The organism is Mesorhizobium sp. B4-1-3 (assembly GCF_006439355.1).
GTDB lineage: Bacteria > Pseudomonadota > Alphaproteobacteria > Rhizobiales > Rhizobiaceae > Mesorhizobium.
This window is the reverse complement of the sequence record NZ_VFTG01000049.1, coordinates 1-25,518: the sequence shown is the minus strand read 5'-3', so window position 1 is coordinate 25,518 and position 25,518 is coordinate 1. Positions and strand designations below refer to the sequence as shown.

Annotated in this window: 26 protein-coding genes and 2 pseudogenes; 11 read left to right on the top strand and 17 right to left on the bottom strand. The window is 64.7% G+C overall.

Annotation, left to right across the window (positions count from 1 at the left end; genetic code table 11):
- Positions 1-152: 152 nt before the first annotated feature.
- From FJW06_RS29700 to FJW06_RS29670, 7 genes are all read right to left on the bottom strand, one after another.
- Complete coding sequence (locus tag FJW06_RS29700; RefSeq protein ID WP_140757202.1) at positions 153-755, bottom strand: nucleotidyltransferase family protein; 603 nt, start codon at positions 753-755, stop codon at positions 153-155.
- 42 nt (positions 756-797) lie between these two features.
- Positions 798-3,206, bottom strand: a complete 2,409-nt coding sequence (pheT, locus tag FJW06_RS29695; protein ID WP_140757200.1) for a phenylalanine--tRNA ligase subunit beta — start codon at positions 3,204-3,206, stop codon at positions 798-800.
- Entirely contained in the window at positions 3,203-3,640 is a 438-nt protein-coding gene (locus tag FJW06_RS29690; protein WP_140757198.1) for a GFA family protein, read from the bottom strand. The genes pheT and FJW06_RS29690 overlap by 4 nt, the downstream gene beginning before the upstream one ends.
- Positions 3,637-4,689 (bottom strand): phenylalanine--tRNA ligase subunit alpha, encoded by a 1,053-nt coding sequence (gene pheS / locus FJW06_RS29685; RefSeq protein ID WP_246674937.1) that lies wholly within the window; start codon positions 4,687-4,689, stop codon positions 3,637-3,639. Before pheS ends, FJW06_RS29690 begins: the two co-directional genes overlap by 4 nt.
- A 186-nt stretch (positions 4,690-4,875) precedes the next feature.
- Positions 4,876-5,277 (bottom strand): 50S ribosomal protein L20, encoded by a 402-nt coding sequence (gene rplT / locus FJW06_RS29680; protein WP_042637600.1) that lies wholly within the window; start codon positions 5,275-5,277, stop codon positions 4,876-4,878.
- 36 nt (positions 5,278-5,313) lie between these two features.
- Positions 5,314-5,517, bottom strand: coding sequence for a 50S ribosomal protein L35 (gene rpmI / locus FJW06_RS29675; RefSeq protein WP_027166935.1), 204 nt, complete (start codon positions 5,515-5,517; stop codon positions 5,314-5,316).
- A 449-nt stretch (positions 5,518-5,966) separates the two neighbouring features.
- Positions 5,967-6,614, bottom strand: a complete 648-nt coding sequence (locus FJW06_RS29670) for an isoprenylcysteine carboxylmethyltransferase family protein (RefSeq protein WP_140757194.1) — start codon at positions 6,612-6,614, stop codon at positions 5,967-5,969.
- Here FJW06_RS29670 and FJW06_RS30360 point away from each other — a divergent pair.
- Positions 6,613-6,771, top strand: coding sequence for a hypothetical protein (locus FJW06_RS30360; protein ID WP_181178662.1), 159 nt, complete (start codon positions 6,613-6,615; stop codon positions 6,769-6,771). The two genes, FJW06_RS29670 and FJW06_RS30360, sit on opposite strands and share 2 nt — an antisense overlap.
- 74 nt (positions 6,772-6,845) lie before the next feature.
- On the opposite strand, the gene infC is transcribed toward FJW06_RS30360, so the two are convergent.
- Positions 6,846-7,382 carry a translation initiation factor IF-3 gene (gene infC / locus FJW06_RS29665; protein WP_140757206.1) on the bottom strand — a complete coding sequence of 179 codons (537 nt, stop codon included), beginning with the start codon at positions 7,380-7,382 and terminating at the stop codon, positions 6,846-6,848.
- 214 nt (positions 7,383-7,596) lie between these two features.
- On the opposite strand from infC, the gene FJW06_RS29660 reads away from it, so the two are divergent.
- The 4 genes from FJW06_RS29660 (at position 7,597) to FJW06_RS29645 (ending at position 11,089) form a co-directional block, all read left to right on the top strand.
- Positions 7,597-8,367 carry an alpha/beta hydrolase gene (locus FJW06_RS29660; RefSeq protein ID WP_140757192.1) on the top strand — a complete coding sequence of 257 codons (771 nt, stop codon included), beginning with the start codon at positions 7,597-7,599 and terminating at the stop codon, positions 8,365-8,367.
- 3 nt (positions 8,368-8,370) lie between these two features.
- Complete coding sequence (locus FJW06_RS29655) at positions 8,371-9,513, top strand: benzoate/H(+) symporter BenE family transporter (RefSeq protein WP_140757190.1); 1,143 nt, start codon at positions 8,371-8,373, stop codon at positions 9,511-9,513.
- A gap of 115 nt (positions 9,514-9,628) precedes the next feature.
- Positions 9,629-10,108, top strand: coding sequence for a DUF2852 domain-containing protein (locus tag FJW06_RS29650; RefSeq protein WP_140757188.1), 480 nt, complete (start codon positions 9,629-9,631; stop codon positions 10,106-10,108).
- Positions 10,109-10,330: 222 nt separating this feature from the next.
- Positions 10,331-11,089, top strand: coding sequence for a M48 family metallopeptidase (locus tag FJW06_RS29645; RefSeq protein ID WP_140757186.1), 759 nt, complete (start codon positions 10,331-10,333; stop codon positions 11,087-11,089).
- A gap of 327 nt (positions 11,090-11,416) precedes the next feature.
- Here the strand turns inward: FJW06_RS29645 and FJW06_RS29640 are convergent, their stop codons facing one another.
- Positions 11,417-11,635 (bottom strand): hypothetical protein, encoded by a 219-nt coding sequence (locus tag FJW06_RS29640; RefSeq protein WP_140757184.1) that lies wholly within the window; start codon positions 11,633-11,635, stop codon positions 11,417-11,419.
- A gap of 110 nt (positions 11,636-11,745) precedes the next feature.
- Here FJW06_RS29640 and FJW06_RS29635 point away from each other — a divergent pair, with 110 nt between their 5' ends.
- The 5 genes from FJW06_RS29635 to FJW06_RS29615 all read left to right on the top strand — a co-directional run bounded on the left by FJW06_RS29635 (position 11,746) and on the right by FJW06_RS29615 (position 17,111).
- Entirely contained in the window at positions 11,746-12,405 is a 660-nt protein-coding gene (locus FJW06_RS29635; protein ID WP_140757204.1) for a phosphoribosylanthranilate isomerase, read from the top strand.
- 27 nt (positions 12,406-12,432) lie between these two features.
- On the top strand, positions 12,433-13,653 hold the full coding sequence (trpB, locus tag FJW06_RS29630; RefSeq protein ID WP_140757182.1) for a tryptophan synthase subunit beta: 1,221 nt from the start codon (positions 12,433-12,435) through the stop codon (positions 13,651-13,653).
- A 2-nt stretch (positions 13,654-13,655) separates the two neighbouring features.
- Complete coding sequence (gene trpA / locus FJW06_RS29625; RefSeq protein WP_140757180.1) at positions 13,656-14,495, top strand: tryptophan synthase subunit alpha; 840 nt, start codon at positions 13,656-13,658, stop codon at positions 14,493-14,495.
- 109 nt (positions 14,496-14,604) lie between these two features.
- Positions 14,605-15,531 (top strand): acetyl-CoA carboxylase, carboxyltransferase subunit beta, encoded by a 927-nt coding sequence (gene accD, locus FJW06_RS29620; protein ID WP_140757178.1) that lies wholly within the window; start codon positions 14,605-14,607, stop codon positions 15,529-15,531.
- Between the two features lie 254 nt (positions 15,532-15,785).
- Entirely contained in the window at positions 15,786-17,111 is a 1,326-nt protein-coding gene (locus FJW06_RS29615) for a folylpolyglutamate synthase/dihydrofolate synthase family protein (RefSeq protein WP_140757176.1), read from the top strand.
- Positions 17,112-17,230: 119 nt separating this feature from the next.
- Here the strand turns inward: FJW06_RS29615 and FJW06_RS30755 are convergent, their stop codons facing one another.
- Complete coding sequence (locus tag FJW06_RS30755) at positions 17,231-17,404, bottom strand: hypothetical protein (RefSeq protein WP_246674938.1); 174 nt, start codon at positions 17,402-17,404, stop codon at positions 17,231-17,233.
- On the opposite strand from FJW06_RS30755, the gene FJW06_RS30750 reads away from it, so the two are divergent.
- Entirely contained in the window at positions 17,375-17,563 is a 189-nt protein-coding gene (locus FJW06_RS30750; protein WP_246674935.1) for a hypothetical protein, read from the top strand. The two genes, FJW06_RS30755 and FJW06_RS30750, sit on opposite strands and share 30 nt — an antisense overlap.
- A 12-nt stretch (positions 17,564-17,575) precedes the next feature.
- Here FJW06_RS30750 and FJW06_RS29605 read toward each other — a convergent pair.
- The 7 genes and pseudogenes from FJW06_RS29605 to addB all read right to left on the bottom strand — a co-directional run.
- Positions 17,576-17,988 (bottom strand): annotated as a pseudogene (locus FJW06_RS29605) (PIN domain-containing protein).
- A pseudogene (locus FJW06_RS29600) lies at positions 17,985-18,229 on the bottom strand (plasmid stabilization protein). Before FJW06_RS29600 ends, FJW06_RS29605 begins: the two co-directional pseudogenes overlap by 4 nt.
- 62 nt (positions 18,230-18,291) lie before the next feature.
- Complete coding sequence (locus tag FJW06_RS29595; protein ID WP_140757174.1) at positions 18,292-19,056, bottom strand: sulfite exporter TauE/SafE family protein; 765 nt, start codon at positions 19,054-19,056, stop codon at positions 18,292-18,294.
- A gap of 54 nt (positions 19,057-19,110) precedes the next feature.
- Positions 19,111-19,392, bottom strand: a complete 282-nt coding sequence (locus tag FJW06_RS29590; RefSeq protein ID WP_140757172.1) for a cupin domain-containing protein — start codon at positions 19,390-19,392, stop codon at positions 19,111-19,113.
- A gap of 130 nt (positions 19,393-19,522) precedes the next feature.
- Positions 19,523-19,846, bottom strand: coding sequence for a thioredoxin (gene trxA / locus FJW06_RS29585; RefSeq protein ID WP_140757170.1), 324 nt, complete (start codon positions 19,844-19,846; stop codon positions 19,523-19,525).
- Positions 19,847-19,920: 74 nt separating this feature from the next.
- Positions 19,921-23,433, bottom strand: coding sequence for a double-strand break repair helicase AddA (addA, locus tag FJW06_RS29580; RefSeq protein WP_140757168.1), 3,513 nt, complete (start codon positions 23,431-23,433; stop codon positions 19,921-19,923).
- Positions 23,430-25,518: double-strand break repair protein AddB (addB, locus tag FJW06_RS29575; protein WP_140757166.1), on the bottom strand; the 2,089-nt coding region annotated here is incomplete at its 5' end. The genes addA and addB, both read right to left, overlap by 4 nt.

Genomic DNA, 25,518 nt, shown 5'->3' with positions numbered 1-25,518 from the left:
GAAGAGCCAACTGGAGCAGAGACTTCTTCTATGAGCTCTTTACTCATATGCGATAGCCCTGCCCTTGTGGGGGAGATGGCCGGCAGGCCAAGGGGGGCGCTGTCCCGCCGACAGAGGGCTCTTTGTCCAATTGAGCGCGTCGGGGACTGCGCCTACCAAGGCACCACACCAATCTCCGGCCAGCACGCCTGCGCCCTTCTCCCTTTCATCTCATGCGTCCGCTGATTATCCAGCACCCTGTTCGGCGTGATGCGGAACGAAAAAATATCGTCGAGCCCGCACGGCGCCACCAATTCCAGCGCCTCGTCGCCGCCATACCGCACCCCCACCGCATGCGCCCTCGACGCAAAGTAACTCACCGACTCGCTCGCGCTCGCGTACCTCGGACATTCCTGCCCGAACTTCTGCGGATACCACAGATGCACGCGCGCCTGGTTGCGCACCTCCACCGGTAGCGGCAGCCCCTCGAAATGCTCCGCCGCCTGGCGGATCACCGCGTCCTCGGCCTCGTAGGACAAGTCGGTGTCGTCAAAATAGAACAGGTCGACATCCTTGATGCCGTAGCCCGGCGGTTTGCCGGTCAGATGGTTCCAGACGCTGTTGTAGAGCGCGCCCGACACCACCAGCCAGTCCGGCAGCGCAAGCTGGCGCACGCGCGCCAGCGTCTCGGCCAAAAGCGGGTCGGCCGCGACGACGGCGAGGAAGGCCGCGCGTTGCGTTTCGAAGGGAAGGCCGGAGTAACGGAGGTGGTCCATCGCCCTTTGGAGGGCGATTCGCGACGCTCCGGCAATCCCCAACTACGCCCTCAGCACGCCGCCGGTCTGCTTGTTGACGTTCTCGACGATGCGTTTTGCGAGCGCCTCGAAATCCTCGTCGGTCAGCGTCTTTTCGACCGGCTGGATCGACACCTCGATGGCGATCGACTTCTTGGCCGCGCCCAGCGACGCACCCTCGAAGACGTCGAACACCGAAACGCCGGTGACCAGCTTCTTGTCGGCGGCCAAGGCTGCCCGCACCAGCGTGCCGGCCTCGACCGTCCGGTCGACGACGAAGGCGAAATCGCGCTTCACCGCCTGGAAGGGCGAGAGCTCCAGCTTCGGCTTGGTGCGCGTCGGCTTGGCTTTAGGCTCCGGCACGGCGTCGACGAAAACCTCGAAGCCGCAGAGCGGCCCCGACACGTCGAGCGTTTCCAGCGTCTTCGGATGGAACTCGCCGAAGGTGCCGAGCACCGTCTTGGGGCCGAACTTGATCGTGCCGGAGCGTCCCGGATGATACCAGGCCGGGCCGCCGGCCTCGATCTGCAGCCGGTCGACCGGCGCGCCGCAGGCTTCGAGCGCCGCGATCGCGTCCGCCTTGGCGTCGAACACGCCGACCGGCCCGGCATTGCCGGCCCAGCTGCGGCCCGAGCCGTCGAGCTTGGCGGTGCCGCGCCGCACGCCGGCGGCGACGCGCCGCTGCTGGTCGGCCAAGTCGCCTTCATAGGTGCCGGAAACCTCGAACAGCGCCACGTCGCCGATGCCGCGGTCGGCATTGCGCTGCGCGGCGCTGATCAACCCGGGCAGCAGCGAAGGCCGCATGTCGGACATGTCGGCGGCGATCGGGTTGGCGAGCTTCAGCGCCGTCTGGCCGCCGCCGAACAATTCGGCGTGCTTTGCCGGGATGAACGACCAGGTGACGGCCTCCATCATGCCGCGCACGGCGAGCGCGCGCTTTGCTGAACGGGTGCGCACCTGCAGCGTGGTCAGGATCTTGCCGTTGACGGCGTCATGCGAGGCGAGCGGCTGCGGCGCGATGTTGTCGACGCCGTGGATGCGCATCACCTCCTCGACGAGGTCGGCCTTGCCGTCGATATCCGGCCGCCAGGACGGCACCTTCACCTTGACGGCGTCGCCGGAGCCCTGCGGCGCGAAGCCGAGACGGGTCAGGATGTCGAGGGCTTCTTCCCTAGGCACCTCGATGCCGGTCAGCCTTTTCACTTCCGACAGCGGGAAGGTCACGACTTTCGGCTTGTGGCCGGCATAGCCGGCAACCTCGATTTCAGACGGCGTGCCGCCGCAGAAATCGAGCACCAGCTTGGTCGCGAGCTCGATGCCCGGCACCATGAATTCCGGGTCGACGCCGCGCTCGAAACGGTAGCGCGCGTCGGTGATGATGCCGAGCGCGCGGCCGGTCCGCGCGGTGGTAATCGGGTCCCAGAGCGCCGATTCGATCAGCACATCGGTGGTGTTCTCGTCGCAGCCCGAATGCTCGCCGCCCATGATGCCGGCGATCGATTCGACGCCATTGTCGTCGGCGATCACGCACATTTCCGGCGTCAGCGTGTATTCGCGCCCGTCGAGCGCCAGCACCTTTTCGCCTTCCCTGGCGCGGCGCACCACGAGATTGCCTGCGACCTTGGCGGCATCGAACACATGCAGCGGCCGGCCGCGATCGAAGGTGACATAGTTGGTGATGTCGACCAGAGCGCTGATCGGCCGAAGCCCGATGGCGATCAGCCGCTGCTGCAGCCATTTCGGCGACGGGCCGTTCTTGACGCCCTTCACCAGCGTCAGCGCGAAGCCGGGGCAAAGCTCCGGCGCCTCGATCGTGACCTTCACCGGGCACAGGCCGTTGCCGGCATGCGGCATGATCCCACCGCCGGTGAGGCGGCCAAGCCCGCTTGCCGCGAGGTCGCGGGCGATGCCATAGACGCTGGTCGCATCCGGCCGGTTCGGCGTCAGGTTGATCTCGATGACGGGATCATCGAGATGCGCGTAGGCCGCGAAGCTGGTGCCGACCGGCGCGTCCTCAGGCAGGTCGATGATGCCGTTATGCTCGTCGGAGATTTCCAGCTCGCGTTCCGAGCACATCATGCCGTGGCTTTCGACGCCGCGGATCTTGCCGACCGAGAGCGTCACGTCGATGCCCGGAACATACGTGCCGGGCGCGGCGAAGGCGCCGATCATTCCCGCGCGGGCGTTGGGCGCGCCGCACACCACTTGCACCGGCGGCTTGCCGTCGCCGGTGTCGACGGTCAGCACGCGCAGCCGGTCGGCGTCGGGGTGCTGCACCGCCGTCAGCACCTTGGCGATGACGAAGGGTTTCAGGCCGGCCTTGTCGTCGACGTATTCGACCTCGAGGCCGATCGCGGTCAGCCGCTCGACGATCTCGGCAAGCGAGGCGTCGGTCTCGAGATGGTCCTTGAGCCAGGAGAGGGTGAATTTCATGGTTCTGTTCCGTTCGGTCCTTGCCCTTCAGGTCTGGGCACGCTGGTCTTCAGATGCCTGGGCAGATCGTCCGGCATGTGCAGGAAAGGCAGTTGCTCACGCACATAGGCATGGAGCGTCGGCTTGAAATAAGCCGGCATGTCCATGGCGCCGAGCATGAAATAGATATTTTTGTCGAGCCGCCGGTCGGTATAGGCGATCGGCGAGCCGCAAATGCCGCAGAAGGTGCGCTCCACCGGGCCGTTGCGGTAGCTTTTCAGCGATTTGCCGTTGAGCGCGACCTTGTCGGCCATGAAACCGACAAAGGCCGACACAGGCGCGCCGGTCGCGCGCCTGCAATCGCCGCAATGGCAATAGCTGATGTGGTGCGGCTCGGCGGAAGCCTCGAACCGCACCGCGCCGCAACGGCAGCCGCCGGTGTGAGGTGCCGTCATGCAGACAGTCCCCCGAACAGCGTCGGCAGGTCGAGCGGCCGGAAGCCGTAATGCGCGAGCCAGCGGACGTCGGCATCGAAGAAGGCGCGCAGGTCCGGCATGCCGTATTTCAGCATGGCGATGCGGTCGATGCCCATGCCCCAGGCGAAGCCCTGATACTCGTCCGGGTCGAGCCCGCCGGCGCGCAGCACGTTGGGATGCACCATGCCGCAGCCCAGGATCTCCATCCAGTCGGAGCCTTCGCCGAAGCGCACTTCGCCCGGACGCGAGCGGTCGCACTGGATGTCGACCTCGAGGCTTGGCTCGGTGAACGGGAAGAAGGACGGCCGGAAGCGCATCTTGACCGACGGCACCTCGAAGAAGGCCTTGCAGAACTCCTCCAGCACCCACTTCATGTTGGCGACATTGGCCGACTTGTCGACCACCAGCCCCTCGACCTGATGGAACATCGGCGAGTGGGTGGCGTCGGAATCCTGCCGATAGGTCTTGCCGGGGATGACGATGCGGATCGGCGGCTTCTGCCGTTCCATGGTGCGGATCTGCACGGGCGAGGTGTGCGTGCGCAAAAGCTTGCGCTCGCCCTTCTCGTCCGGCTGGAAGAAGAAGGTGTCGTGCATCTCGCGCGCCGGATGGCCTTCCGGGAAATTCAGCGCGGTGAAATTGTAATAGTCGGTCTCGATATCCGGCCCCTCGGCGATCGAGAAGCCGAGATCGCCGAAGATCGCCGCGATCTCGTCGATCACTTGGCTGATCGGATGGATGCGGCCGCGCTCGGCCGGCGACTGGCGAACGGGGAGCGTGACATCGACCTTCTCGGCGGCGAGCCGCGCGGCGATGGCCACATCCTTCAGTTCCGCTTTGCGCGCGGTGAGCGCTTCGGTGATGCGGTTCTTCAGACCGTTGATCGCCGGGCCCTTCACCTGCCGCTCCTCGGCGCTCATGGCGCCCAGCGTCTTCAGCATTTCGGAGACCGAGCCCTTCTTGCCCAGCGCCGCGACGCGCACCGCCTCGATTGCCGGTTCGTCGGCCGCAGCCGCGATGTCGGCCATCAGGGAAGCTTCAAGGGTTTCAAGATTTCCAGCGGTGGCGTTCACGGCGAAACTCTCTCGATCGGGTAACCACCGTGGTTCGGTGCGTCACCATTTTGGTTACATCGGACACAAAAAGAACCCGCGCCAGCTGTGCCAGCGCGGGTTCCCCAAAATCAGAATTGCGAATGCTTGGGAAGCGCTGGCTTAGGCGACAGCGCTCTCAAAAGCATTCGGCGTGGTGTTCTTCAGATATTCGAGCGCGACCTTGGCCTTGGCCACCAGCGCGGCGAAAGCCTGCGGCTCGTGGATGGCCATGTCCGAAAGGACCTTGCGGTCGATCTCGATGCCGGCCTTGTTGAGGCCGTCGATGAAGCGGCCATAGGTCAGGCCATGCTCGTGGGTCGCGGCGTTGATGCGCTGGATCCACAGCGCGCGGAACGAGCGCTTGCGGTTCTTGCGGTCGCGGTAGGCGTACTGCAGCGACTTCTCCACCGCCTGCTTGGCGATGCGGATGGTGTTCTTGCGGCGGCCGTAGAAGCCCTTGGCGGCTTTCAGGACCTTCTTGTGCTTGGCGTGGGCGGTAACGCCTCTCTTTACGCGTGCCATGTCATGATCTCCTTAAAACGTAACCAGACCGAATGCTCAGAGGCCGTTCGGCAGAAAATTCTTGATGACCTTCTTGCCGTCCGGTTCAGCCAGAACCATCGTGCCGCGGGCATCGCGAATGAACTTGTTGGAACGCTTGATCATGCCGTGGCGCTTGCCGGCGGCAGCCGACAGCACCTTGCCGGTGGCAGTAATCTTGAACCGCTTCTTGGCGGCCGATTTGGTCTTCATCTTGGGCATTTTGCTACTCCGTCTAGGTGGCGCACCATCGCGCTTCTTGTTCGCTTCGGGCCGACCAAAGCCCGAAAAGCAAATGAAACCGCCACGGCATGCCCTGCCGGGCGGTTTTTGTTTTTTGCTCTGCGTATCGTGCTTTCCGTAAATCTGATGATTTCCGGGCCGATAGCGGAACGGCGGTCCTATAGATCAAAGACGGCCGGTGTGCAACACCCCAAGCCATGCGACGCGCTGTCCTCGCCGTTCGCGGGCGGGAATGGTTGAGATCCAGGTCAGGCCGAGTCGAACACAGTGGGTTCCGAAGCGCAGGAAGCCGCCATTTGCAGGCCGCCTCACCTTAAGATCACCGTTCTAGAGCAATTCCAGGAAAAGTGTGATCGGTTTTCCGTCCGGAATTGCGTAAAAACAAAGAAATAGAGCGGTTCGCCGTTTCCGTGAAACGGTGAAAGGCTCTAAGGCAGCGTGAACCACACCGGCAGCATCCCCGACTGCTGCATGCCGTCGATCAGCTCGAAGGCCGGCAGCGCCACCAGGAACACCAGCCCGTCGAGCAGCGTGTTCAAGAGCAGGCGCGGCCTGAAACTGCCGGTATCGCCTTCCTGGTAGAGCGAAAGGTTCGGGAAGAAGCGCGGCACCCTGGCGAGATAGGCCTGGTAGGGCGCGCCGAGCACTTCCTTGAGATACCGCTCCTCGCGCAGGATGACGATGTGGAAGGCGCCGGCGCACAGCAGCGAAAACAGGACGATGCCGCTGAACGAGCCGATCTGCGCGCCGACGCCGGCGGCAGCGACCGTCGAAAACAGATAGAGCGGGTTGCGGGTGATCGAATAAGGCCCGCCGGTCACCACTTCGGCCGACTTGCGTCCGCCGATATAGAGCGTCGACCACAGCCGTCCGACAATGCCGAGGAAGATCAAGAGCACGCCGAACATCTCGATCGACTCGTGCATCGAGGTCTCGGGCGGAAAGCTCGATTGGCCGAACAGCAATGCGCAGAACAGCACCACGATCAGCACCGCCAGCACGATCCGGCGCATGTGCTGATAGCCGCCCAACCCTTCATTCTGGTTGTCGGCCGGGACCTTCACTTCATCGACCATGACCCATCCGATCATCGATTGGTTCGCGATCGGCAAAAGCCGATCGTCGATTGCTCGCGATCGCGAAGTGATCGTCGAGGTGGCTGGCGATCGGATTGAAAACAGGCGCCCCGCCGATCGCCGGGACGCCGTGCCCGGCAATTCGGGCGGATTTTAGAGCGGGATACGAAGAGCCCGGCAACTCTCGAAACCGTGACAGACGCGACGCTTTGACGGCCGCGCCTTTCCCGGTCAGCGCGGCGCCAGAACCATCATCATCTGACGGCCTTCGAGCTTCGGCTCCGCCTCGACCTTGGCGATCGCCGAGGTTTCCTCGCGCACCTTGTTCAGGAGCTGCATGCCGAGCTCCATATGCGCCATCTCGCGTCCGCGGAAGCGCAGCGTCAGCTTGACCTTGTCGCCTTCCTCGAAGAAGCGCCGCACGGCTTTCATCTTCGTCTCGTAGTCATGGCTGTCGATGTTCGGGCGCATCTTGATCTCCTTGATCTCGATGACCTTCTGGTTCTTGCGCGCTTCGGCCGCCTTCTTCTGGTTGGCGTATTTCAGCTTGCCAAGATCGAGGATCTTGACGACGGGCGGCACCGCATTGGGCGATATCTCGACGAGATCGAGCCCGGCCTCTTCGGCCAGCAGCAATGCGTCGTTGATGGAAACATCGCCTCGGTTCTGGCCGTCGGCGTCGATAAGCTGGACCCGGGGCACCCGGATGTCTCGGTTGGAGCGCGGCCCGTCCTTGGTGGGTGCCGCTGCTTTGAAAGGTCTGCGAATGGTCGTGGTCTCCTCGGCCGTTTCGTTCAGGGGTTCTTTAGGTTTAAACAGGTGGACGCGCCTATGTGGTGAGCGCGCGGCCGGAGTCAATAGCATAGCCGCGCCGGAAAATCACCTCCTGTCAGGCAATTGTCTGCACCAAGCAAAGAAACGTCGCGAGCACTTTTCGTTGAACCCCGGCCTGTGTCAAAAGACCGGGCGAGAGGACAAGCTCATGGCCGCCAGCGCTCCGGTTTTCATCGATGTGGACGGGTCGAACATCGCCGTCAGGTCGGCCGCTGGTGCGGCGCCCGGCGTGGTCTGGCTCGGCGGCTACAAATCCGACATGCTGGGCACGAAGGCCGAGATGCTTGCCGCCTGGGCCGCTCGCGAGCGCCATGCCTATCTGCGCCACGACTATTCCGGCCATGGCGAGTCGGGCGGCGAATTCGCCGACGGCACGATCTCCAGATGGCTGGCCGAGAGCCTTGCAGTCTTCCGGCGGTTCAGCAAGGGCAAGCAGATCCTGGTCGGCTCCTCGATGGGGGCTTGGATCGCGCTGCGCATGGTGCAGGAACTGCGCAAGGCGGGCGAAGACCGCGTCGCCGGTCTGGTGCTGCTGGCGCCGGCGCCGGATTTCACCGTCGAGCTGATCGAGCCGGTGCTGACCGACGCGCAACGACAGGATCTCAAGGAAAAGGGTTTCTTCGCCGAGCCGTCGGACTATTCGGACGAGCCTTATATCTACACACGCGCGCTGATCGAGGACGGACGGGCGAACCGGGTGATGACCGGGCCGATCGACACGCACTGCCCGGTGCACATCATGCAGGGCCTTGCCGATCCGGATGTGCCGTCCGGCCATGCGCTGAAGCTGGCCGCGATGCTGCCCGCCGACGACGTGACGCTGTCGCTGATCCCGGACGGCGACCATCGTCTGTCCCGCCCGGAGGATCTCGAAATGCTCGAACGGGTCGTCGGCGACATGGTCAGGCGGGCGGGCTGAGCGATGCGCATCTCCATCCCGATATCCGCCTTCGTCGCGGCGATCGTCGGTTTCGGCGGCACGCTGGCTCTCGTCATCGCCGCCGCCAAGGCGGTCGGCGCAACCCAGATCGAGACCGCGAGCGGCGTCACCGCGATCTGCCTCGCCATGACGATCGAATGCCTGTGGCTGTCCTGGCGCACGAAAATGCCGGTCATTACCGCCTGGTCGACGCCTGGCCTGGCGCTGATCGCGGCCTCCAGCGGCTTCACGATGCCGCAGGCCGTCGGCGCCTTCATGGTCGCCGGCGTCCTTCTGGTCGCCACCGGCCTGTTCAAGCCATTGACCCGGCTGATCGCGAAAATCCCGGCCTCCGTCGCGTCCGGCATGCTGGCCGGCATCCTGGTCAGCTTCGCCGTCAATGCGGTGAAGACCATTCCCGCCGACCCCTGGCTGATCCTGCCCTTGATCGCCGCCTTCTTCGTCATCCGCCTGTTCAATCCGGCTCTGTCGGTGCTGGTGGTGCTGATCGGCGGCGGCCTCGCCGCCTTCCTCACCGGCCGCGTCGGCAGCCTGCCTGTACCGGAACTGTCGACGTTGACCTTTATTGCGCCGCAATTCACCGCCTCGGCGACCATTGGCCTTGCCCTGCCGCTCTATCTGGTCACCATGGCTTCCCAGAACCTTTCCGGCCTCGCGGTGCTGCGCGCAGCGGGCTATTATCCGGAGCCCGGTCCGCTGATCGGCGTCACCGGCCTGTTTTCGCTGCTCTCGGCGTCGTTCGGGGCTGCGACCACCAATCTTGCGGCGATCTCGGCCGCAATCTGCACCGGCCCCGATGTCCATCCCGATCCGGCCGAACGCTGGAAGACCGGGCCGTTCTACGCGCTCGCCTATCTTGTCTTCGCGGTCTTCGGCGCTTCGCTGGTGGCGATCTTCGCCGTCCTGCCGCAAAGCCTGATCGTGCTGGTCGCGGGGCTCGCCTTGACGGCGCCGTTGGCCAACGCGCTGTCGATCGCGCTGAAGGAAGAGGCCGAACGCATGCCGGCCACCGTCACCTTCGCCGTCACGGCTTCGGGGCTCACGCTTTTTGGCGTCGGCGCAGCATTTTGGGGGCTTGTTGCCGGAATGGCAGTGCTTTTCCTGGAGAAACTCAAAAAGCGATAATCATTTCATATGCTTCGCCGGTTTTGGCCGGAACTGCCTTGAATAGCCTATTTCGCCTTCCCATTTCGATTCCACGCAGCCGGTTTGGCTGTCTCCAACGGAAGGATTGGGAGAAATGAATACGACTGCATTGATCCGTCCGGCCTGGACGCCGGCCACCATCGCGCTGATGGTCATCGGCTTCATGGTGTTCTGGCCGCTCGGCTTCGCCATGCTGGCCTACATTATCTGGGGCGACCGGCTGGAAGGCTTCAAGCGCGACGTCAACCGCGCGACCGACGGCATCTTCGCCGGCTGCCGCCGCGGCTCCGAGAGGGCGGCCCGCTGGGGTCACGGCTCGGCCCGGACTGGTAATGTCGCGTTCGACGACTGGCGCGAGAAGGAGCTGGAGCGCCTGGCCGAGGAGCGCCGCAAGCTGGACGAGATGCTCTCCGAGTTCGACGACTACGCCCGCGAATTGCGCCGCGCCAAGGACCAGGAAGAGTTCGACCGCTTCATGGCCAACCGCAACAAGCATACCGCGCCGACCACCACCGAATCGGGTGATAAGCCCGCTTCTAAGCGCGGCAAAGGCACAAACCTGCTCGACGACTGAAGCCGCGCATGACCCCGAAAATCGACGCCGATTTTCGGAAAAGGTCGTGCGCCCACTTAAGGTGCTACAACGTCCTTTGCGCGTCCGAAAAGGACGCGCGGCGCTGTAGGGACAGGCTCCGGTACGATATGCGGCGTCGCGCTTAGCGGCGCCGTTTCTTTTTTGTTCTCTTTGTAGCTTCCCTCCACTGGCCGTTTTTTTCGAATCGCGTATCGTTCAGCCATGACCCTCGGCTTCTTTCGCAATTTGACCAAGCCAAAGCCCACGCCTGTCGTGGAGCGAGAACATTGCGTCGCCGGCCGCACGCTGCCGCTGAAGATCGTCGAAAGCGCCAGGGCCAGGCGGCTTACGCTGCGCATCGATTCCGGCGGCCAGGGCCTGCGCATCACCGTGCCGCCCGGCCTGCGCCGGGGCGAGGTGGAGAAATTCCTCGACCGCCACCAGGACTGGCTGGAGCAGCGCCTGGCCAAGGTGCCGACGCGGCCGCAGGTGCGCCCCGGCATCAGGATCCCGATCCGCGGCGTGCCGTATCGGATCGTTCATGAGCCTTCCAGGCGCGGCACCGTCACCGTCTCGCGCGACGAGCGCGGCCTGCTGCTCATCGTCCATGGCGAGCGCATCCATCTGCCGCGCCGCATCGCCGATTACCTCAAGCGCGAGGCCAAGAAGGAGATCGAGAGGCTGGTGGTCAAGCACACCGAGGCGATCGGCAAGCGCGCCAAGGCCATCAGGTACAAGGATACCTCCAGCCGCTGGGGGTCATGCACCTCGGAGGGCAATCTCTCCTTCTCGTGGCGCATCATGATGGCGCCGCCCGCGGTGATAAACTACCTTGTGGCGCATGAGGTGGCGCATCTGAAAGAGATGAACCACGGCCCGAAATTCTGGAAGCTTTGTGAGAAGCTCTGCCCGGACACCGACCGTTGCAAGGACTGGCTGAAGCGCAACGGCGGCGCGCTGCAGGCGATTGTGTTTGAGTAGCTGCAGCGGGGCAATAGCGCGAAGACCGTTGCCACTGCTAGCGCAAACGTTGGAGATTAGCCAAGCCATCTCAGCTTCGTCATCCACGGGCGGAGCAAGGAGCGAAGCGACGCACGCAGACCCGAGGATCCATGCCGTGACGTGCGCGCGCCGCAGCGGTTCAGAAGTCGCTTTGCATTGACGGGAGGCGTCCCGGAACGGCGTTTTATTCTCAATCGCGGCACCATTCGGCCGGCGTAACGGAATGGATCCTAGGGTCTGCGCGCCGCTGTGCGTCGCTCCGCCCTAGGATGACGGCGGCACGGTACCTCGCCTAACGCAACCCTCTCAATCATCATTCGCCGCGTTCAGTTCCTCCGGCCGCAGCCCCTCTTCGCCCTGATGCGGCCACGGCAGGAAATTCCGGTCGAACGCGTCGCTGCCGAAATAATCCAGCGCCCGGTGCGCCTCGGCGCCGTTGAAATCGGACTTTTCCATTAGATGCGCGATCACCTCGCGCGCCTGCGCGATCTTCTGCTTCAGTTCGGCGACGGTCCGGTCGGCCATGGTTATCGTGCTCCCGCCTGCGGTTCCTATATGAAGGTAGTGTTTTCCGCCGCACCGGCAACAGCATGCTTTTCCTCGACTCTTTTCCCGTTTCGTGCCAATCCCGCGCCATGACGCTCGACATCAAGATCTGCGGATTGAAGACCGACGCCGCGATGGCAGCCGCCCTTGCCGGCGGCGCCAGCCATGTCGGCTTTATTTTCTTCGCTAAGAGCCCGCGTTATGTCGAGCCCGCCGAGGCCGGGCGTCTGCGCGAAGCGGCGCGCGGCAAGGCCAAGGCGGTCGCCGTCACCGTCGATGCCGACGATGCCTTCCTCGGCGAGATCGTCGCCAAGATGCAACCGGACATGCTGCAACTGCACGGCTCGGAAACACCCGGGCGCGTAGCGGAGCTCAAGGCCCGCTATGGCCTGCCGGTCATGAAGGTGTTTTCCGTCAGCGAGGCAGCCGACCTCGAGCGGATAAAGCCGTTCGTCGGCATCGCCGATCGTTTCATGTTCGACGCCAAGCCGCCGAAGGGATCGCAACTGCCGGGCGGCAACGGCGTCGCCTTCGACTGGCGCGTCCTTGCCGGCCTTGACGCCGGGCTCGATTACATGCTTTCCGGTGGGCTAAACGCCGCCAATGTCGGCGATGCCCTGAGACAGGCCAATCCGCCCGGAATAGACGTTTCGTCCGGTGTGGAAAGTGCTCCGGGCGTCAAGGATCCGGCGCTGATCGAGCAGTTTTTCCGGGTCGTCAGGGCCGCGCGCGACGACCGCGCCGCCTGAAGCACATTTCACACTAGGAGATCGGCGATGAACAAGCCGGCAATGCCCAATTCCTTCCGCACCGGGCCCGACGAGCAGGGCATGTTCGGCATTTTCGGCGGCCGCTTCGTCGCCGAGACGCTGATGCCGCTGATCCTTGATCTGGAAGAGCAGTGGAACAAGGCCAAGACCGATCCCGAGTTCAAGGCCGAGCTGCAGAACCTTTCGACCCACTATGCCGGGCGGCCGTCAAAACTCTATTTCGCCGAGGGCCTCACAAAGCATCTCGGCGGCGCCAAGGTCTATTTCAAGCGCGAGGACCTCAACCACACCGGCTCGCACAAGATCAACAACTGCCTCGGCCAGATCCTGCTCGCCAAGCGCATGGGCAAGAAGCGCATCATCGCCGAGACCGGCGCCGGCCAGCATGGCGTGGCTTCCGCCACCGTCGCCGCGCGCTTCGGCTATCCCTGCGTCGTCTACATGGGCGCCACCGACGTCGCCCGCCAGAGCCCGAACGTGTTCCGCATGAAGCTGCTTGGTGCCGAGGTGCGGCCGGTCACCGCCGGCCATGGCACGCTGAAGGACGCCATGAACGAGGCCCTGCGCGACTGGGTCACGAATGTCGAGGACACCTACTATCTGATCGGCACCGCCGCCGGCCCGCATCCCTATCCGGAGCTGGTGCGCGACTTCCAGTCGGTGATCGGCACGGAAGCCCGCGCCCAGATACTGGAGCAGGAAGGTCGGCTGCCGGATGTCATCATCGCCGCCGTCGGCGGCGGCTCCAACGCCATCGGTTTGTTCCATCCCTTCCTCGACGACAAGGATGTGCGCATCATCGGCATTGAAGCCGGCGGGCGCGGCCTCGACGGCGTCGAGCATTGCGCTTCGATGAGTGCCGGCAAGCCCGGCGTGCTGCACGGCAACCGCACCTATCTGTTGCAGAATTCGGACGGCCAGATCCTCGACGGCCACTCGATCTCGGCCGGCCTCGATTATCCGGGCGTCGGTCCCGAACATTCCTGGCTGCGCGATTCCGGCCGCGTCCAATACGAGCCGATCCTCGACGACGAGGCGCTGGAAGCTTTCCAGCTCACCACCCGGGTCGAAGGCATCATCCCGGCGCTTGAATCGGCGCATGCCATCGCGCATGCGATGAAGATCGTGCCGAAGATGGACAAGGACCAGATCGTCATCGTCAACCTGTCCGGCCGCGGCGACAAGGACGTGCACACGGTGGCCAACATGCTGGGCATGGAGATCTGACAATGACCGCCCGCATCGATCGCCGTATGGCGAAGCTCAAGGCCGAAGGCCGCCCGGCTCTGGTCACCTATTTCATGGGCGGCGACCCCGACTACGACACGGCCTTGGCCATCATGAAGGCGCTGCCGGGGGCAGGCTCCGACATCATCGAGCTCGGCATGCCCTTCTCCGATCCGATGGCCGACGGCCCGGCGATCCAGGCTGCGGGTCTTCGAGCGCTGAAGGGCGGCCAGACGCTGGCCAAGACGCTTAAGATGGCGTCCGACTTCCGCGCCGGCGACGACGAGACGCCGATCGTTCTGATGGGCTACTACAATCCGATCTACATCTACGGCGTCGACCGCTTCCTCGCCGACGCCAAGGCCAGCGGCATAGACGGCCTGATCGTCGTCGACCTGCCGCCGGAGATGGATGAGGAGCTTTGCATTCCGGCGCTGAAGGCCGGCGTCAATTTCATCCGCCTGGCGACGCCGACCACCGACGACAAGCGTCTGCCCAAGGTTCTGGAGAACACCTCCGGCTTCGTCTATTACGTCTCGATGACGGGCATCACCGGCTCGGCGCTCGCCGATACCACCAAGGTTTCGGCGGCGGTCACCCGCATCAAGAGCCATACGGCGCTGCCGGTCTGTGTCGGCTTCGGCGTCAAGACGGCCGAACAGGCCCGCGTCATCGGCGCCTCCGCCGACGGCGTCGTCGTCGGCACGGCGATCGTCAATGCGATCGCCAATGTGCTGGGACCGAAGGGCGAGATGACAGCCGATCCGGCGGAGGCCGTTGCGACCCTGGTCAGCGGGCTCGCGCAGGGCGTCCGTTCGGCGCGCCTTGCCGCCGCGGAATAGCCTGACTATTTGTTGCCAAGCAATTCCGGCCGGAAAACCGCCACAGACTTTTCCTGGAGTGGGCTGAAGTGAATAGCTTGAAGTCGTTCCAAGACAGGGAGCCGACGCCATGAACTGGATCACCAATTACGTCCGCCCGAAGATCAATTCGATGCTCGGCCGGCGCACCGACATGCCGGAGAACCTCTGGATCAAGGATCCTGAGACCGGTGAGATGATCTTCCACAAGGATCTCGAATCCAACCAGTTCGTCATCCCGGCTTCCGGCCACCACATGAAGATCTCGGCCAAGGAGCGGCTGAAATATTTCTTCGACGACGGCAAATACGAGGTGCTGGAGAACCCCAAGGTCGTCCAGGACCCGCTGAAGTTCCGTGACGAGAAGCGTTACACCGACCGTCTGAAAGAGGCCAAGACGAAGACCGGCCTGGAAGACGCTATTCTCAACGCGGTCGGCAGCATCGAAGGCCTGCCGGTGGTGGTCACCGTGCAGGATTTCGCCTTCATGGGCGGCTCGCTTGGCATGGCCGCCGGCGAAGCCATCGTGCACGCTTTCGAGGTGGCGCTGCAGCGCAGGCGGCCGCTGATCCTGTTCGCCGCCTCCGGCGGCGCCCGCATGCAGGAAGGCATCCTCTCGCTGATGCAATTGCCGCGCACCACGATCGGCGTCGACCGGCTGAAGGAAGCCGGCCTGCCCTATATCGTGGTGCTGACCAACCCGACCACCGGCGGCGTCACCGCCTCCTACGCCATGCTGGGCGATGTCCACATCGCCGAGCCCGGCGCGCTGATCGGCTTTGCCGGCCCGCGCGTCATCGAGCAGACCATCCGCGAAAAGCTGCCCGACGGTTTCCAGCGCGCCGAATATCTGATGGAGCACGGCATGGTCGATATGGTCGTGTCGCGGCTGGAGATGCGCCAGACGATCGCGCGCTTGCTGAAAATGCTGCTCAAGATGCCGCCGGCCGACAAGCCGCTCGAGCCGGAAGTCCTCCCGCCGGCGGTGGTCAACGCCGAGGCGCGGCCGCAAGCCTGACGCGGGATCGGCCTGAAGCCATATCGGCTTGGCGCGACATCGTTCGCCGCGAACCGCGATTTGCGCCGTCCGTTGCGTGCTGTAGCCTTTGATTTGCGCATGGCCTCACCGAAACCGATTCCCTGTTCCGGTGCCATGCGAACAAGAAAATTCCAGGAAAAGTGCGAAGCGGTTTTCCGTTCGGAATTGCGTCAACAAAAAAGAGAGAGCGGTTCTGCATTCCATGAGATGATGAACCGCTCTAGGATTCTGCCATGACAACGCTCTCCGCCGAACGCGAAATCGAACATCTGATGACGCTGCATCCGAAAGGCTTCGACCTTTCGCTGGATCGCGTCACCCGGCTTCTCGAACGTCTCGGCAATCCGCAGGACCGGCTGCCGCCGGTCATCCATATCGCCGGCACCAACGGGAAGGGTTCCTGCGCCGCCTTTTCGCGCGCGCTGCTCGAGGCGGGCGGCCACCTCGTCCACGTTCATACCTCGCCGCATCTGGTGAATTGGCACGAGCGCTACCGGCTGGCGGCCGAGGGTGGCGGCAAGCTCGTCGAGGACGATATTTTCGCCGAAGCAATCGCGCGCGTCGCCGAGGCCAATCAAGGCCAGAAGATCACAGTCTTCGAGATACTCACCGCCGTCACCTTCATCTTGTTCTCGGAGCATCCGGCGGAGGCGGCGATCATCGAGGTCGGTCTTGGCGGCCGCTTCGACGCCACCAACGTCATCAAGCGGCCGGCGGTTTCGGTGATCATGCCGATCTCGATGGACCATGAGGCCTATCTCGGCGACCGCGTCGAGCTGATCGCCGCCGAGAAGGCCGGCATCATGAAGCGCGGCTGTCCGGTGGTGATCGGCGCCCAGGAAAGCGAGACAGCGCTTCAGGTGCTGATCGAGACGGCCGAGCGGCTGGATTGCCCGACCGTGGTCTATGGCCAGGACTTCCTCGCTTTCGAGGAAAACGGCCGCATGGTCTATCAGGACGAGGACGGGCTGATGGACCTGCCGCTGCCGCGCCTCCCCGGGCGCCACCAATACGCCAACGCCGCGGCGGCGATCGCCGCCGTCAAGGCGGCCGGCTTCGAGATCGGCCATCGCGCCGCCGAGCGGGCGATGACCCATGTCGCCTGGCCGGCGCGCATGCAGAAGCTGACGCAGGGCAAATTGGTGGATCTGGCTCCGAAGGGCGCGGAGATCTGGCTGGACGGCGGCCACAATCCCGGCGCAGGCATCGTCATCGCCGAGGCGCTGGCCGAGCAGGAGGAAAAGAATCCGAGACCGCTGGTGCTGATTTCCGGCATGATCAACACCAAGGACCAGACCGGCTATTTCAGCGCCTTCAAGGGGCTTGCCCGCCATGTCTACACCGTGCCGGTGACCAGCAGCGACGCCGGCGTTCCCAACGACGAGCTGGCATTGCGCGCCGAAGAGGCCGGCCTGTCGGCCGAGCCGGTCAGCTCCGTCGCCGACGCATTGATGCTGTTGCGCGACTCCTGGGACGGCCCGGCGCCGCGGATTCTCATCGGCGGCTCGCTCTACTTCGCCGGCGCCGTGCTGGCCGAGAACGGCACGCCGCCCACCTGAGGCGAAACCGGGAGGCATTGCGGATTCGGCGGGGGCCGAAAGGAACCGGCCATGATCAAGGTGAAGCAGCTCGCCCACGTCTGCATCTTCGCGCATGACCTGGAGGCGACGCGCGGCTTCTACCGCGATGTGCTCGGCGTGGGCACAAGATTCACTTCCTGCGCGATGGCAGGATTTTCGGCTTCTATCTCGATTGCGGCGGCCGCAGCCATGTCGAGGTCAGCTACAGCGACCGCAACCAGATCAACCATTTCTGCCTGGAGGTGGAAGATATCGACGCGGCGATCGCCCATATCCGATCGAAAGGCGTGGAGGTCACATCGAAGAAGCTCGCCCGCGACGACACATACCAAGCCTGGATCACCGATCCCAACGACGTGAAGATCGAGTTGTTCGAATACACCGCCAAAAGCGCGCAATTCGCTGGTGGCGACCGTGTCGCGGACTGGTGATCGCGGAGCGGCTCAGAAATCCCACGGTGAGATCAGATCAAGGCCAGCGGCGCTGAAGTCGCTCAGATTGCGGGTTGCTAGCCGACCGCCGTTAACGTGAGCGATGCTGCAATCATGCTGTCGGGAGCCGACATTCCCCGGCCGTGGCGACTGGCGGCTCCCATTATCTCGCCATAAGCCAGGGCAGCCGCCTCGGTAAATCCAAAAATGCGATCGGCAAAGCGTTGGCGCCACTGAAAAAGCCCTTGCTCCAGCCGGTCAGCGCTCTCATCAGGACGTATCTTCTGGATGCCGAAAGCGATTTCACCAATCGCCACTGTCGAAAGGGCGAGCTCCGCATCGTTCCGGACAAGCCAAGCCAGGACGGCTGCGTCGGGTGCCTTCCTAAGGGTCTTCGACATCACGTTGGTGTCGACGAAGATCAAAGCTCGAGTCCCTTGTGGACGTGCCGGCCTTCGCGGACGATTTTCTCCAGATCGATGTCGGTACCGCTGTTTGCCGCCGAGCGTAGAAGGCAGACGCGGGTTCGCGGCCCGCCTCCCGAATCTCATAGGACTCAAGCGCGCGTTCGACGATATCGGCTATGGAGCGATTTTCGCGACGAGCAAGTCGATAAGCAAGGTCCCGTGCCTTTGCGCTACGGACCGAGAGCTGCGGTTCAGCCATGGAAGACTCCGTTTCACCAAATATAGGCCCGCCGATGTTAGCCATGGTTTCGCTAGAGCGCTTCAAACAGCAAGATGCATCGCGGCGGGCAGCGCCAGCGAGAGCCCTGACAGGAAAAGCAGAACAAAGACGATCTTTCGCATCGTTCCTTGTGACAATGACGGTGGCCAGCGGCGCGCGGCATAGGTCACCAGCATTACGGCCGGTACGGCCAGGATGAGCGCGAATGGCGACATGGTCGGCAGGTTGCCGCTTGCCACGACCATCGCAATTCGCACCACCTGCGCGGCTCCGAAGGCGGCGACCAGCGTTTCGCGAATGCGTTCGTGCGGGAAGGGCTGCCGGAAGAGATGGTAGACAAGCGGCGGGCCGCCGGTCGCGAACAATCCGCTCATCAGGCCTGAGAGGATGCCGAAGCCGACAAAGCTTGCGTCCGACGACCGTTTCGCCAAACCCGCGGGTTTTATTGCAAGCTGCAGGCTGGACAGCATGATGACCACGCCAAGCCCGATTTTCAGCAGGTCGGCCCGCGTGTCCGCCAGCCATTCCAACAGAGCATAACCGACGAGCAAGGCAGGCAGGCTGGCGACCAGGATAAGCCGCAACTCCCGGCGCGCAATTTCGCGCCAGCCGCCATGGATCAGCATCTGCGTGGCGTTGACTAGCGTCAGCATGCCGACCATCGCGGCCGCGTCGGGCAGCGGCAGCAAGCCGACAAGCGCAATCGCGCCCATCATCACCAGGCCGAAGGCGAAACCGGTCAGCGTCTGGACATAAGCGGCCACGGCCGCAAAACCGGCAAAGGCGAAGAGAGATGTTAGACTCACGACATGCCGCACGAGGCCGGAAAGGAACCGTGCAAGCCGGCACTCACGGCCGGCCTACTTCAGCTCGATCTCGACGAAGGCGTATTCGCCGTCATTGGCGTTGATGACGTCGTGCTCGACGCCTTCCCTGCGGAAATACGGCGCCCCCTTCTTCATTTCGGCAAAGGATTCGCCGTCCTTGGTCACCAGCTTCACCTTGCCGTCCATCAGCGGCACGACGACATAGTCGTGGCCATGGCGGTGCCAGCCGGTGTTGGCGCCGGGCGCGAAGCGGTATTCGGTGACGATGACGCGCTCATTGTCGACATGGACTGTGGCCTTGGCTGTTCCGGTCATGGCGCTCTCCTTTTCCTGTACAAGAGGAGATGGCGGGCGCGAACGTCAGGGCCAGAGCGCGCCGAGCGATGACGCCAAAGAAAAAGCCCGGCGCGGTGGCCGGGCTTGTTCCTTGGATATGCTGATTGGCTCAGGCGATGGCGCCGTTGATCCAGTTCGACAGCGCCGTCTTCGGCGCGGCGCCCACTTTCATGTCGGTCATTTCGCCGCCCTTGAAGATCATCAGCGTCGGAATCGAGCGCACGCCGTACTGGGCGGCGAGCTCGGGATTCTCATCAATGTTGAGCTTGGCGACCTTCACCTTGGAGCCGAGCTCCTTGGCGATCTCTTCCAGGGACGGGCCGATCATCTTGCACGGGCCGCACCACTCCGCCCAGAAATCCACCACGACCGGCTCTTTGGCGTTGAGCACATCGGCCTGGAAATTGCCATTGTCGACCTTGACGGTGGCCATGCTGAAATCCTTTCGAAAACTCAAGTTGCACCAAATGTGGTGGTTGTGGCGGCGATGTTCAAGCAGTTCTTGTGTCACGCTCCCGTGAGTCGGGCAAGGGCATCGTCCATCGCTCTGGCCGGCAGCTCGATCAGCCGCGGCGCCTCGGTGAACAGCAGCGCCGACGTCACCTCGCGTCCCGGATAGAGCGGCTGGAGCAGAGCGCGGTAGAGCGCAAGCTGCAGCACATAGGCCGGCGGCACCTCCGCCAGGTCTTTGGGGGCCGGCCGGTTGGTCTTGTAGTCGATGATCGACACCTTTTCCCGGGTAACGGCCAGCCGGTCGATCTTGCCGGAGATAGAGCGCAGCCTGCCCTTCACCTCAAGGCTGCCCATGATCGCGACTTCCGCGCGGGACGACGGCGAGAACAGCGCGCCGAAGCGGCCGTCGGACAGGATCGCAAGCACGGCGTCCAGCGCCTTGTCGCGCTCGCCATCCGGCCAATCGGCGCCGGCGCGCGCCAGGTAGCGCTCCGCCGCCTTCCGCCTTTCGTCCTCGGCGATGCCTGGCAGCATCTGCAGCAACTTGTGCAAGGCCAGGCCGCGCACCACTGCGAAGCCGGGCTCGGACTCGGCGTCGAGCACCGGCGAGCGTGTGTCGGGCACGGTGTCTTTGGCCTCATCGATCAAGGCCGAGGCGCCGGAAGGCGAAAGCGGCCGCGGCAGCTCCTCATAAAGCGGCAGCGGCCGGAACAGGCTTTCGGGCAAAGGCGCGGTCTGCTCGAAGGGGCCTGTCTCATTGGCGCCGGTCAGCGCGACGGGTGGCAATTTCGTCATATGGAAGCGATGCACCGCCACCTCGGCCGTCGCTGGATGCCGCCGCTCGGAACTCTCCGGCGCACCCAGCAGCGCGCGGCTGACGATCGAATGCCAGGTGCCGGTGCTGGGTTGCCGCTTGCCATGATAGCCGCAGACGATCAGCCGGTCCTCGGCACGCGTCATGCCGACATAGAGCAGCCGCCGGTATTCGTCGTCCGCCAGTTCGCGCGCCCGCACCGATGCCGCCTTCGAGACGCCGTTGGAGACGTCGTTGGCCGAGCGCCACAGATAGCCCTTGCCCCTCCATTGCGCGCCCGAGCTTTCGAACGGCATCAGCCGCGGCAGATGCTGGTCGCTGAACGGCGCCGAGCCGCCGTCGACCAGGAAGACGACCGGCGCCTCCAGGCCCTTGGCGGCGTGCACGGTCATGACGCGGACCTCGTTGCGCGTCTGGTCCATCTCGCGCTTGATTTCGGGGCCGGCATTTTCCAAGGTCGAGAGGAAGGATTCCAGCCCCGGCAGTCCAGTCCGTTCCTCGGCCAGGCAAAAACTCAGGAAGTCATCGAGGATGTCGCCGGCCTCGGGTCCGAGCCGCGCCGTCATCTTGCGGCGCAACCCATCGCGCGCCAACGCCGCGGCGTAGAATTCGAACACCGGCTTGAACGCGACCTCGTTTGCCCAGCTATCGAGCCGGCTAACGACAGCGGCGAGGGAAACATCCTCGGCCGCATGTTGCCTGAGCGAAGCAATCAGCGACTGGGCCTTCGGCCTTTGGCCGGCAAGCGTCAGCAACGTCTCCTCGGAGACGTCGAAGATCGGACTGCGCAGCACCGCGGCCAGCGAAAGATCGTCTTCCGGCTGGATCAGGAAATGTCCGAGCGCGATCAGGTCCTGCACGGCGATATGGCCGGGCAGGCTCAGCCTGTCGGCGCCGGCGACCGGGATCTGCCGGTTCTTCAGGCTGCGCGACAGCGCATGGACGAAGCGGTCGCGCTTGCGCACCAGGACGAGGATGTCGCCGGCGGTCAGTCTCCGGCCCTTGCCTTCGATGATCTCGCCGTTGCGCAGCCAGGTCTGGATGGTGGTGGCCACATGCTCGGCGACGCGCACAGCGGGCGCGCTGGCATGGTTGACCGGCAAGGTCCAGTCGTCGGGCTCCTCGACCATCTCGGCGCCGACCGACGGCCACACCTCGACATAGCCCGGCGCATCGTTGCGGATCGCCTTGTGGCTCAGCGGATCGGGATCGTGGCTGATGCCGCGCCTGACGCTGGGTTCGGCGAAGACGCGGTCGACCGCGGCCAGCACGTCGTCGCTCGAGCGGAAAGACCAGGTGAGCTTCAGATTGGCGAAGGCGGCTTCCGCGTCGCGCACGCGCCCGGCAAACAACAGCCGGCTTTCGGCGAAGGAATCGGGCGCTGCGCCCTGGAAGGAATAGATCGATTGCTTCTCGTCGCCAACGGCAAAGATCGTGCGCGTGACCGCCTCGCGCTGGCCGAGCCCGGCAAAGAATTCTTCCGTCAGCTTCTTCACCACCTCCCATTGGTCAGGGCTCGTGTCCTGCGCCTCGTCGAGCAGGATATGGTCGATGCCCTGGTCGAGCTTGAACTGCACCCACGGCCCGGCATCCGGCCGTGACAAGAGGCTCACGGTGCGGGTGATGAGGTCGTTGAAGTCGAGGAAGCCTCGCCCTCGCTTCAACTGCTCGTAGCGCGCGATCAGCCAGCCGGCGACGGTGAGCGCCGCCGCTGTCCCTTCGAGCATGCGGAACAGCGCCAGCCGGTCGGTTACGTCGAGGATCGCCTTGGCCGCCGCAAGGTAGCGGTCCGGCAGATCCGGCAGCCGGTCGACCAGCGCCTTCTTGAGGATCTTGGGCGGCTCATAGGGGTCGCCATCGGCCTTGAGAAAGGCCTTTGCCAGCAGCCGCAGCCGGCGGATCGGGTCGGCTTCGGCGAAGGCGCCCCGCGCATAGGGAATGACGTTGTTCAGCACCTGGCGCGCGTCGGCGGCTTCGGCGGCCTGCGCGAATTCAGCGAACTGGTTAGGGTCGAAGCCAGGCAGCGGCCAGAGCGAAGCGGCGATGCCCTCGGCCGTCTGTCCGGGCCTGAAGCCGAACTCCGCGAATAGCGGCCGGAAGTCCCGGCTTTTGCCGAGCTTGGCGATGAAATCGCGCAACTCGTCGCGCTTGCCGACGATCTCGGCAAGCAGCGCATCGAGACCGAACTCGCCGCCGCGCTCCAGCACCGTGGCGAAGGCATCCGCCAAGCCTTCGACGCCGGCGCCCGCGCCTGAGATCATGTCGCGGCGGGCATCGGCGAACAGCGAGGCCTCCATCTGCGGATCGAGCATCTCGAAATGCGCCGGGATGTTGGCCTCCAGCGGGAACTGGTGGAGCACCGATTCACAGAAGGCGTGGATGGTCTGGATCTTCAGCCCGCCAGGCGTCTCGAGCGCCTCGGCAAACAGCCGCCGCGCGCGCCGCATCATCTCGCGGTCGGCCCCTCGGCCGTCCAGCGCCGCGATCCTCATCGCCAGCTCCGCGTCGGGCAGCGCCGTCCACTCCGACAGGGTCGAGAAGACGCGGTTGGACATGTTGGCGGCGGCGGCCCGCGTATAGGTCAGGCACAGGATCTTCGACGGATCGGTGCCGTTAAGCAGGAGCCGGATGACGCGTTGCGCCAGCACATGCGTCTTGCCCGAGCCGGCATTGGCCGACACCCAGGCGGAATAGGCGGGGTCCGAGGCGCGCGCCTGGCTGGCGACGGTATCGGAGGGAATCGGATATTTCATCCTTCCGCCTCGTCTTCGCTGGCGCCGCCGGCCGACCATTCGAGCACGCGCGCCAGATGGTCGTAGTCGCCGTCGGCTTCGCCCTCGCGGAAGGGCAGGGCGCGCGACAGATAGCCGGTGGTCGGGTCGGCATAGTGGAACAGCAGCCGCTCCAGCCGCGCCCAGGCCTCCTCGGAGAGATCGTTGGCGGTGCGGGGTTTGCGGTTGTATTCGAGGATCGATTCCTCGAACACCTCGCCGTTCGGCTTCAGCCGCACGAAGGCAAGCTGCGAGGGCTCGCGAATGCCCAGTTCCTTGAAGGCGCCGCGCCTGAGCAACGCCCCCTCCAAAGCCAGTTGCGGTGACAGCAGCGTGTGCGCCTGCGCTTTCGAGGGCGAGGAGCCGGTCTTGTAGTCGAGGATATCGGCCATGCCGCCGGCAAGCAGGTCGACGCGATCGGCATAGCCGGACAGCGTCACGCCGGTGCGCCCGACCACCGTCTTCTCGGCGCGCTCCTCGGCATAGCGCCTCGCGACCGCGTCGGCGCGGGTGTGCTCCCACTCGATGATGTTCTCGGCGAGCTTTTCGAATCGCGGCCACCAGATGGCCTCGATATCCGGCGGCAGCTTCGCCTCGGCAAAGCAGAGACGGCCGGCTTCGATGAGGCTTGCCAAGGCATTCGGCGCCCTCGGGTCCTCGACCCGCCGCGAGAACATATGCAGGATCTCGTGGAACAGCGTGCCGCGTTCGGCTGCGCCCGGATCGCGGATCAAGGGCTCGAGTGGCATCAGGCCAAGGATGCGCCGCGCATAGACCGCGTAAGGGTCGCGGCGCAGCGTCTCGATCTCGGTGACCGAGAAATGCAGCGGGCGCATGCTGAGCGGCGGCTTGGGCTGCGGTCGAAGGGCAAAATCCTTCTTCTCGCCGGCGTCGAGCGCCCGAGCCCAGGCAAGCAGCGCGTCACCACGCCCGCGCAGGGCTGTCGCCGGCTCCTTGCCGATGAAGGTCAGGATGCGCTGCAGCCAGCGCGACGGCACCGCCGGCGCGTCACCCGAGCGCGCCGACCGCGTCAGCACGACGTCTTTCGTGCCCATCGCCATCTGGAAATCGTGCGCGGCAAGGCCGATGCGCCGCTCCGGCGGCTCGAGGTCGATGCCGGTCTTCATCAGCCGCGACATGAAGCGGTCGCTCTCGGGCTTGCGCGGCCAGACCCCTTCGTTGAGCCCGCCGATGACCAGCGTGTCGACGTTCTGCAACCGGGCTTCCAGCGCGCCCCAGATGGCGATGTTGCGGTCCGTGCCTTGCGCCGGCTTCACCGTCTCCGGCGCGATCAGCGCTTCCATCACGTCGGGCCATTCCGAGGCGGCAAAGGTGAAGGGCGAGGACGCCGCCACCAGTCCGCGCATCAGCTCTGCCAGTTTCTCACCGGCGTCGCCGGCATAGAGATCGGCGAGGCTGCCGTCGGCAGCGCGGCCCAGATCCTCCAGCGCGACGACGCTTGCGCGCGTCAGCGCCGCGATGTCGGCGTCCTTCTCGTCGCGCATCGCGGTGAGCGGCAGGAGCGCCCTGGCAAGGCGACCAAGCATGCCGTGCGCCTGCTCGATGCCGCGCACGGTCAGGCGCGAAAACCAGAAAGGCTGCCTTGTGTCGCCACCCAGCTCCGCCAGCCGCGTCTCGAAAAGCGCGCCAAGCGATGCGACGTCGGGCCGACCCGTGCCGCCGCGCAGCGCCACCAGCTCGATAAGTTCGGCAGCCTTGCGCACGGTCGGGCGTTCGAGACCGAGCCCAAGCAGCGGATGTTTGAGCAAGGCGAGAAGGCCCACCGGATCGCCGGGCCGGAATGCGGCGCCGAGCGCAAGCCTCAGCAGGCTGGCGGCCGGCGTGTTGAGGAGCGGCGCGCCGCCGGAATCGTCGGCGACGACGCCGAAGCGCAGAAGCTCGGCCGAAACCCGCCGCGCCAGTGCCCGGTCGCCGGTAACGAGCGCCGCGCGCCTGCCCGGGGCCTCCACGGCGCGCTTCAGCGCGATGGCGATGGCGGCCGCCTCGTCGCGTTCGTTCGCTGCCTCCACCAGCGTCACGCCGGCAAGCGCCCGTTCGATATCGTAT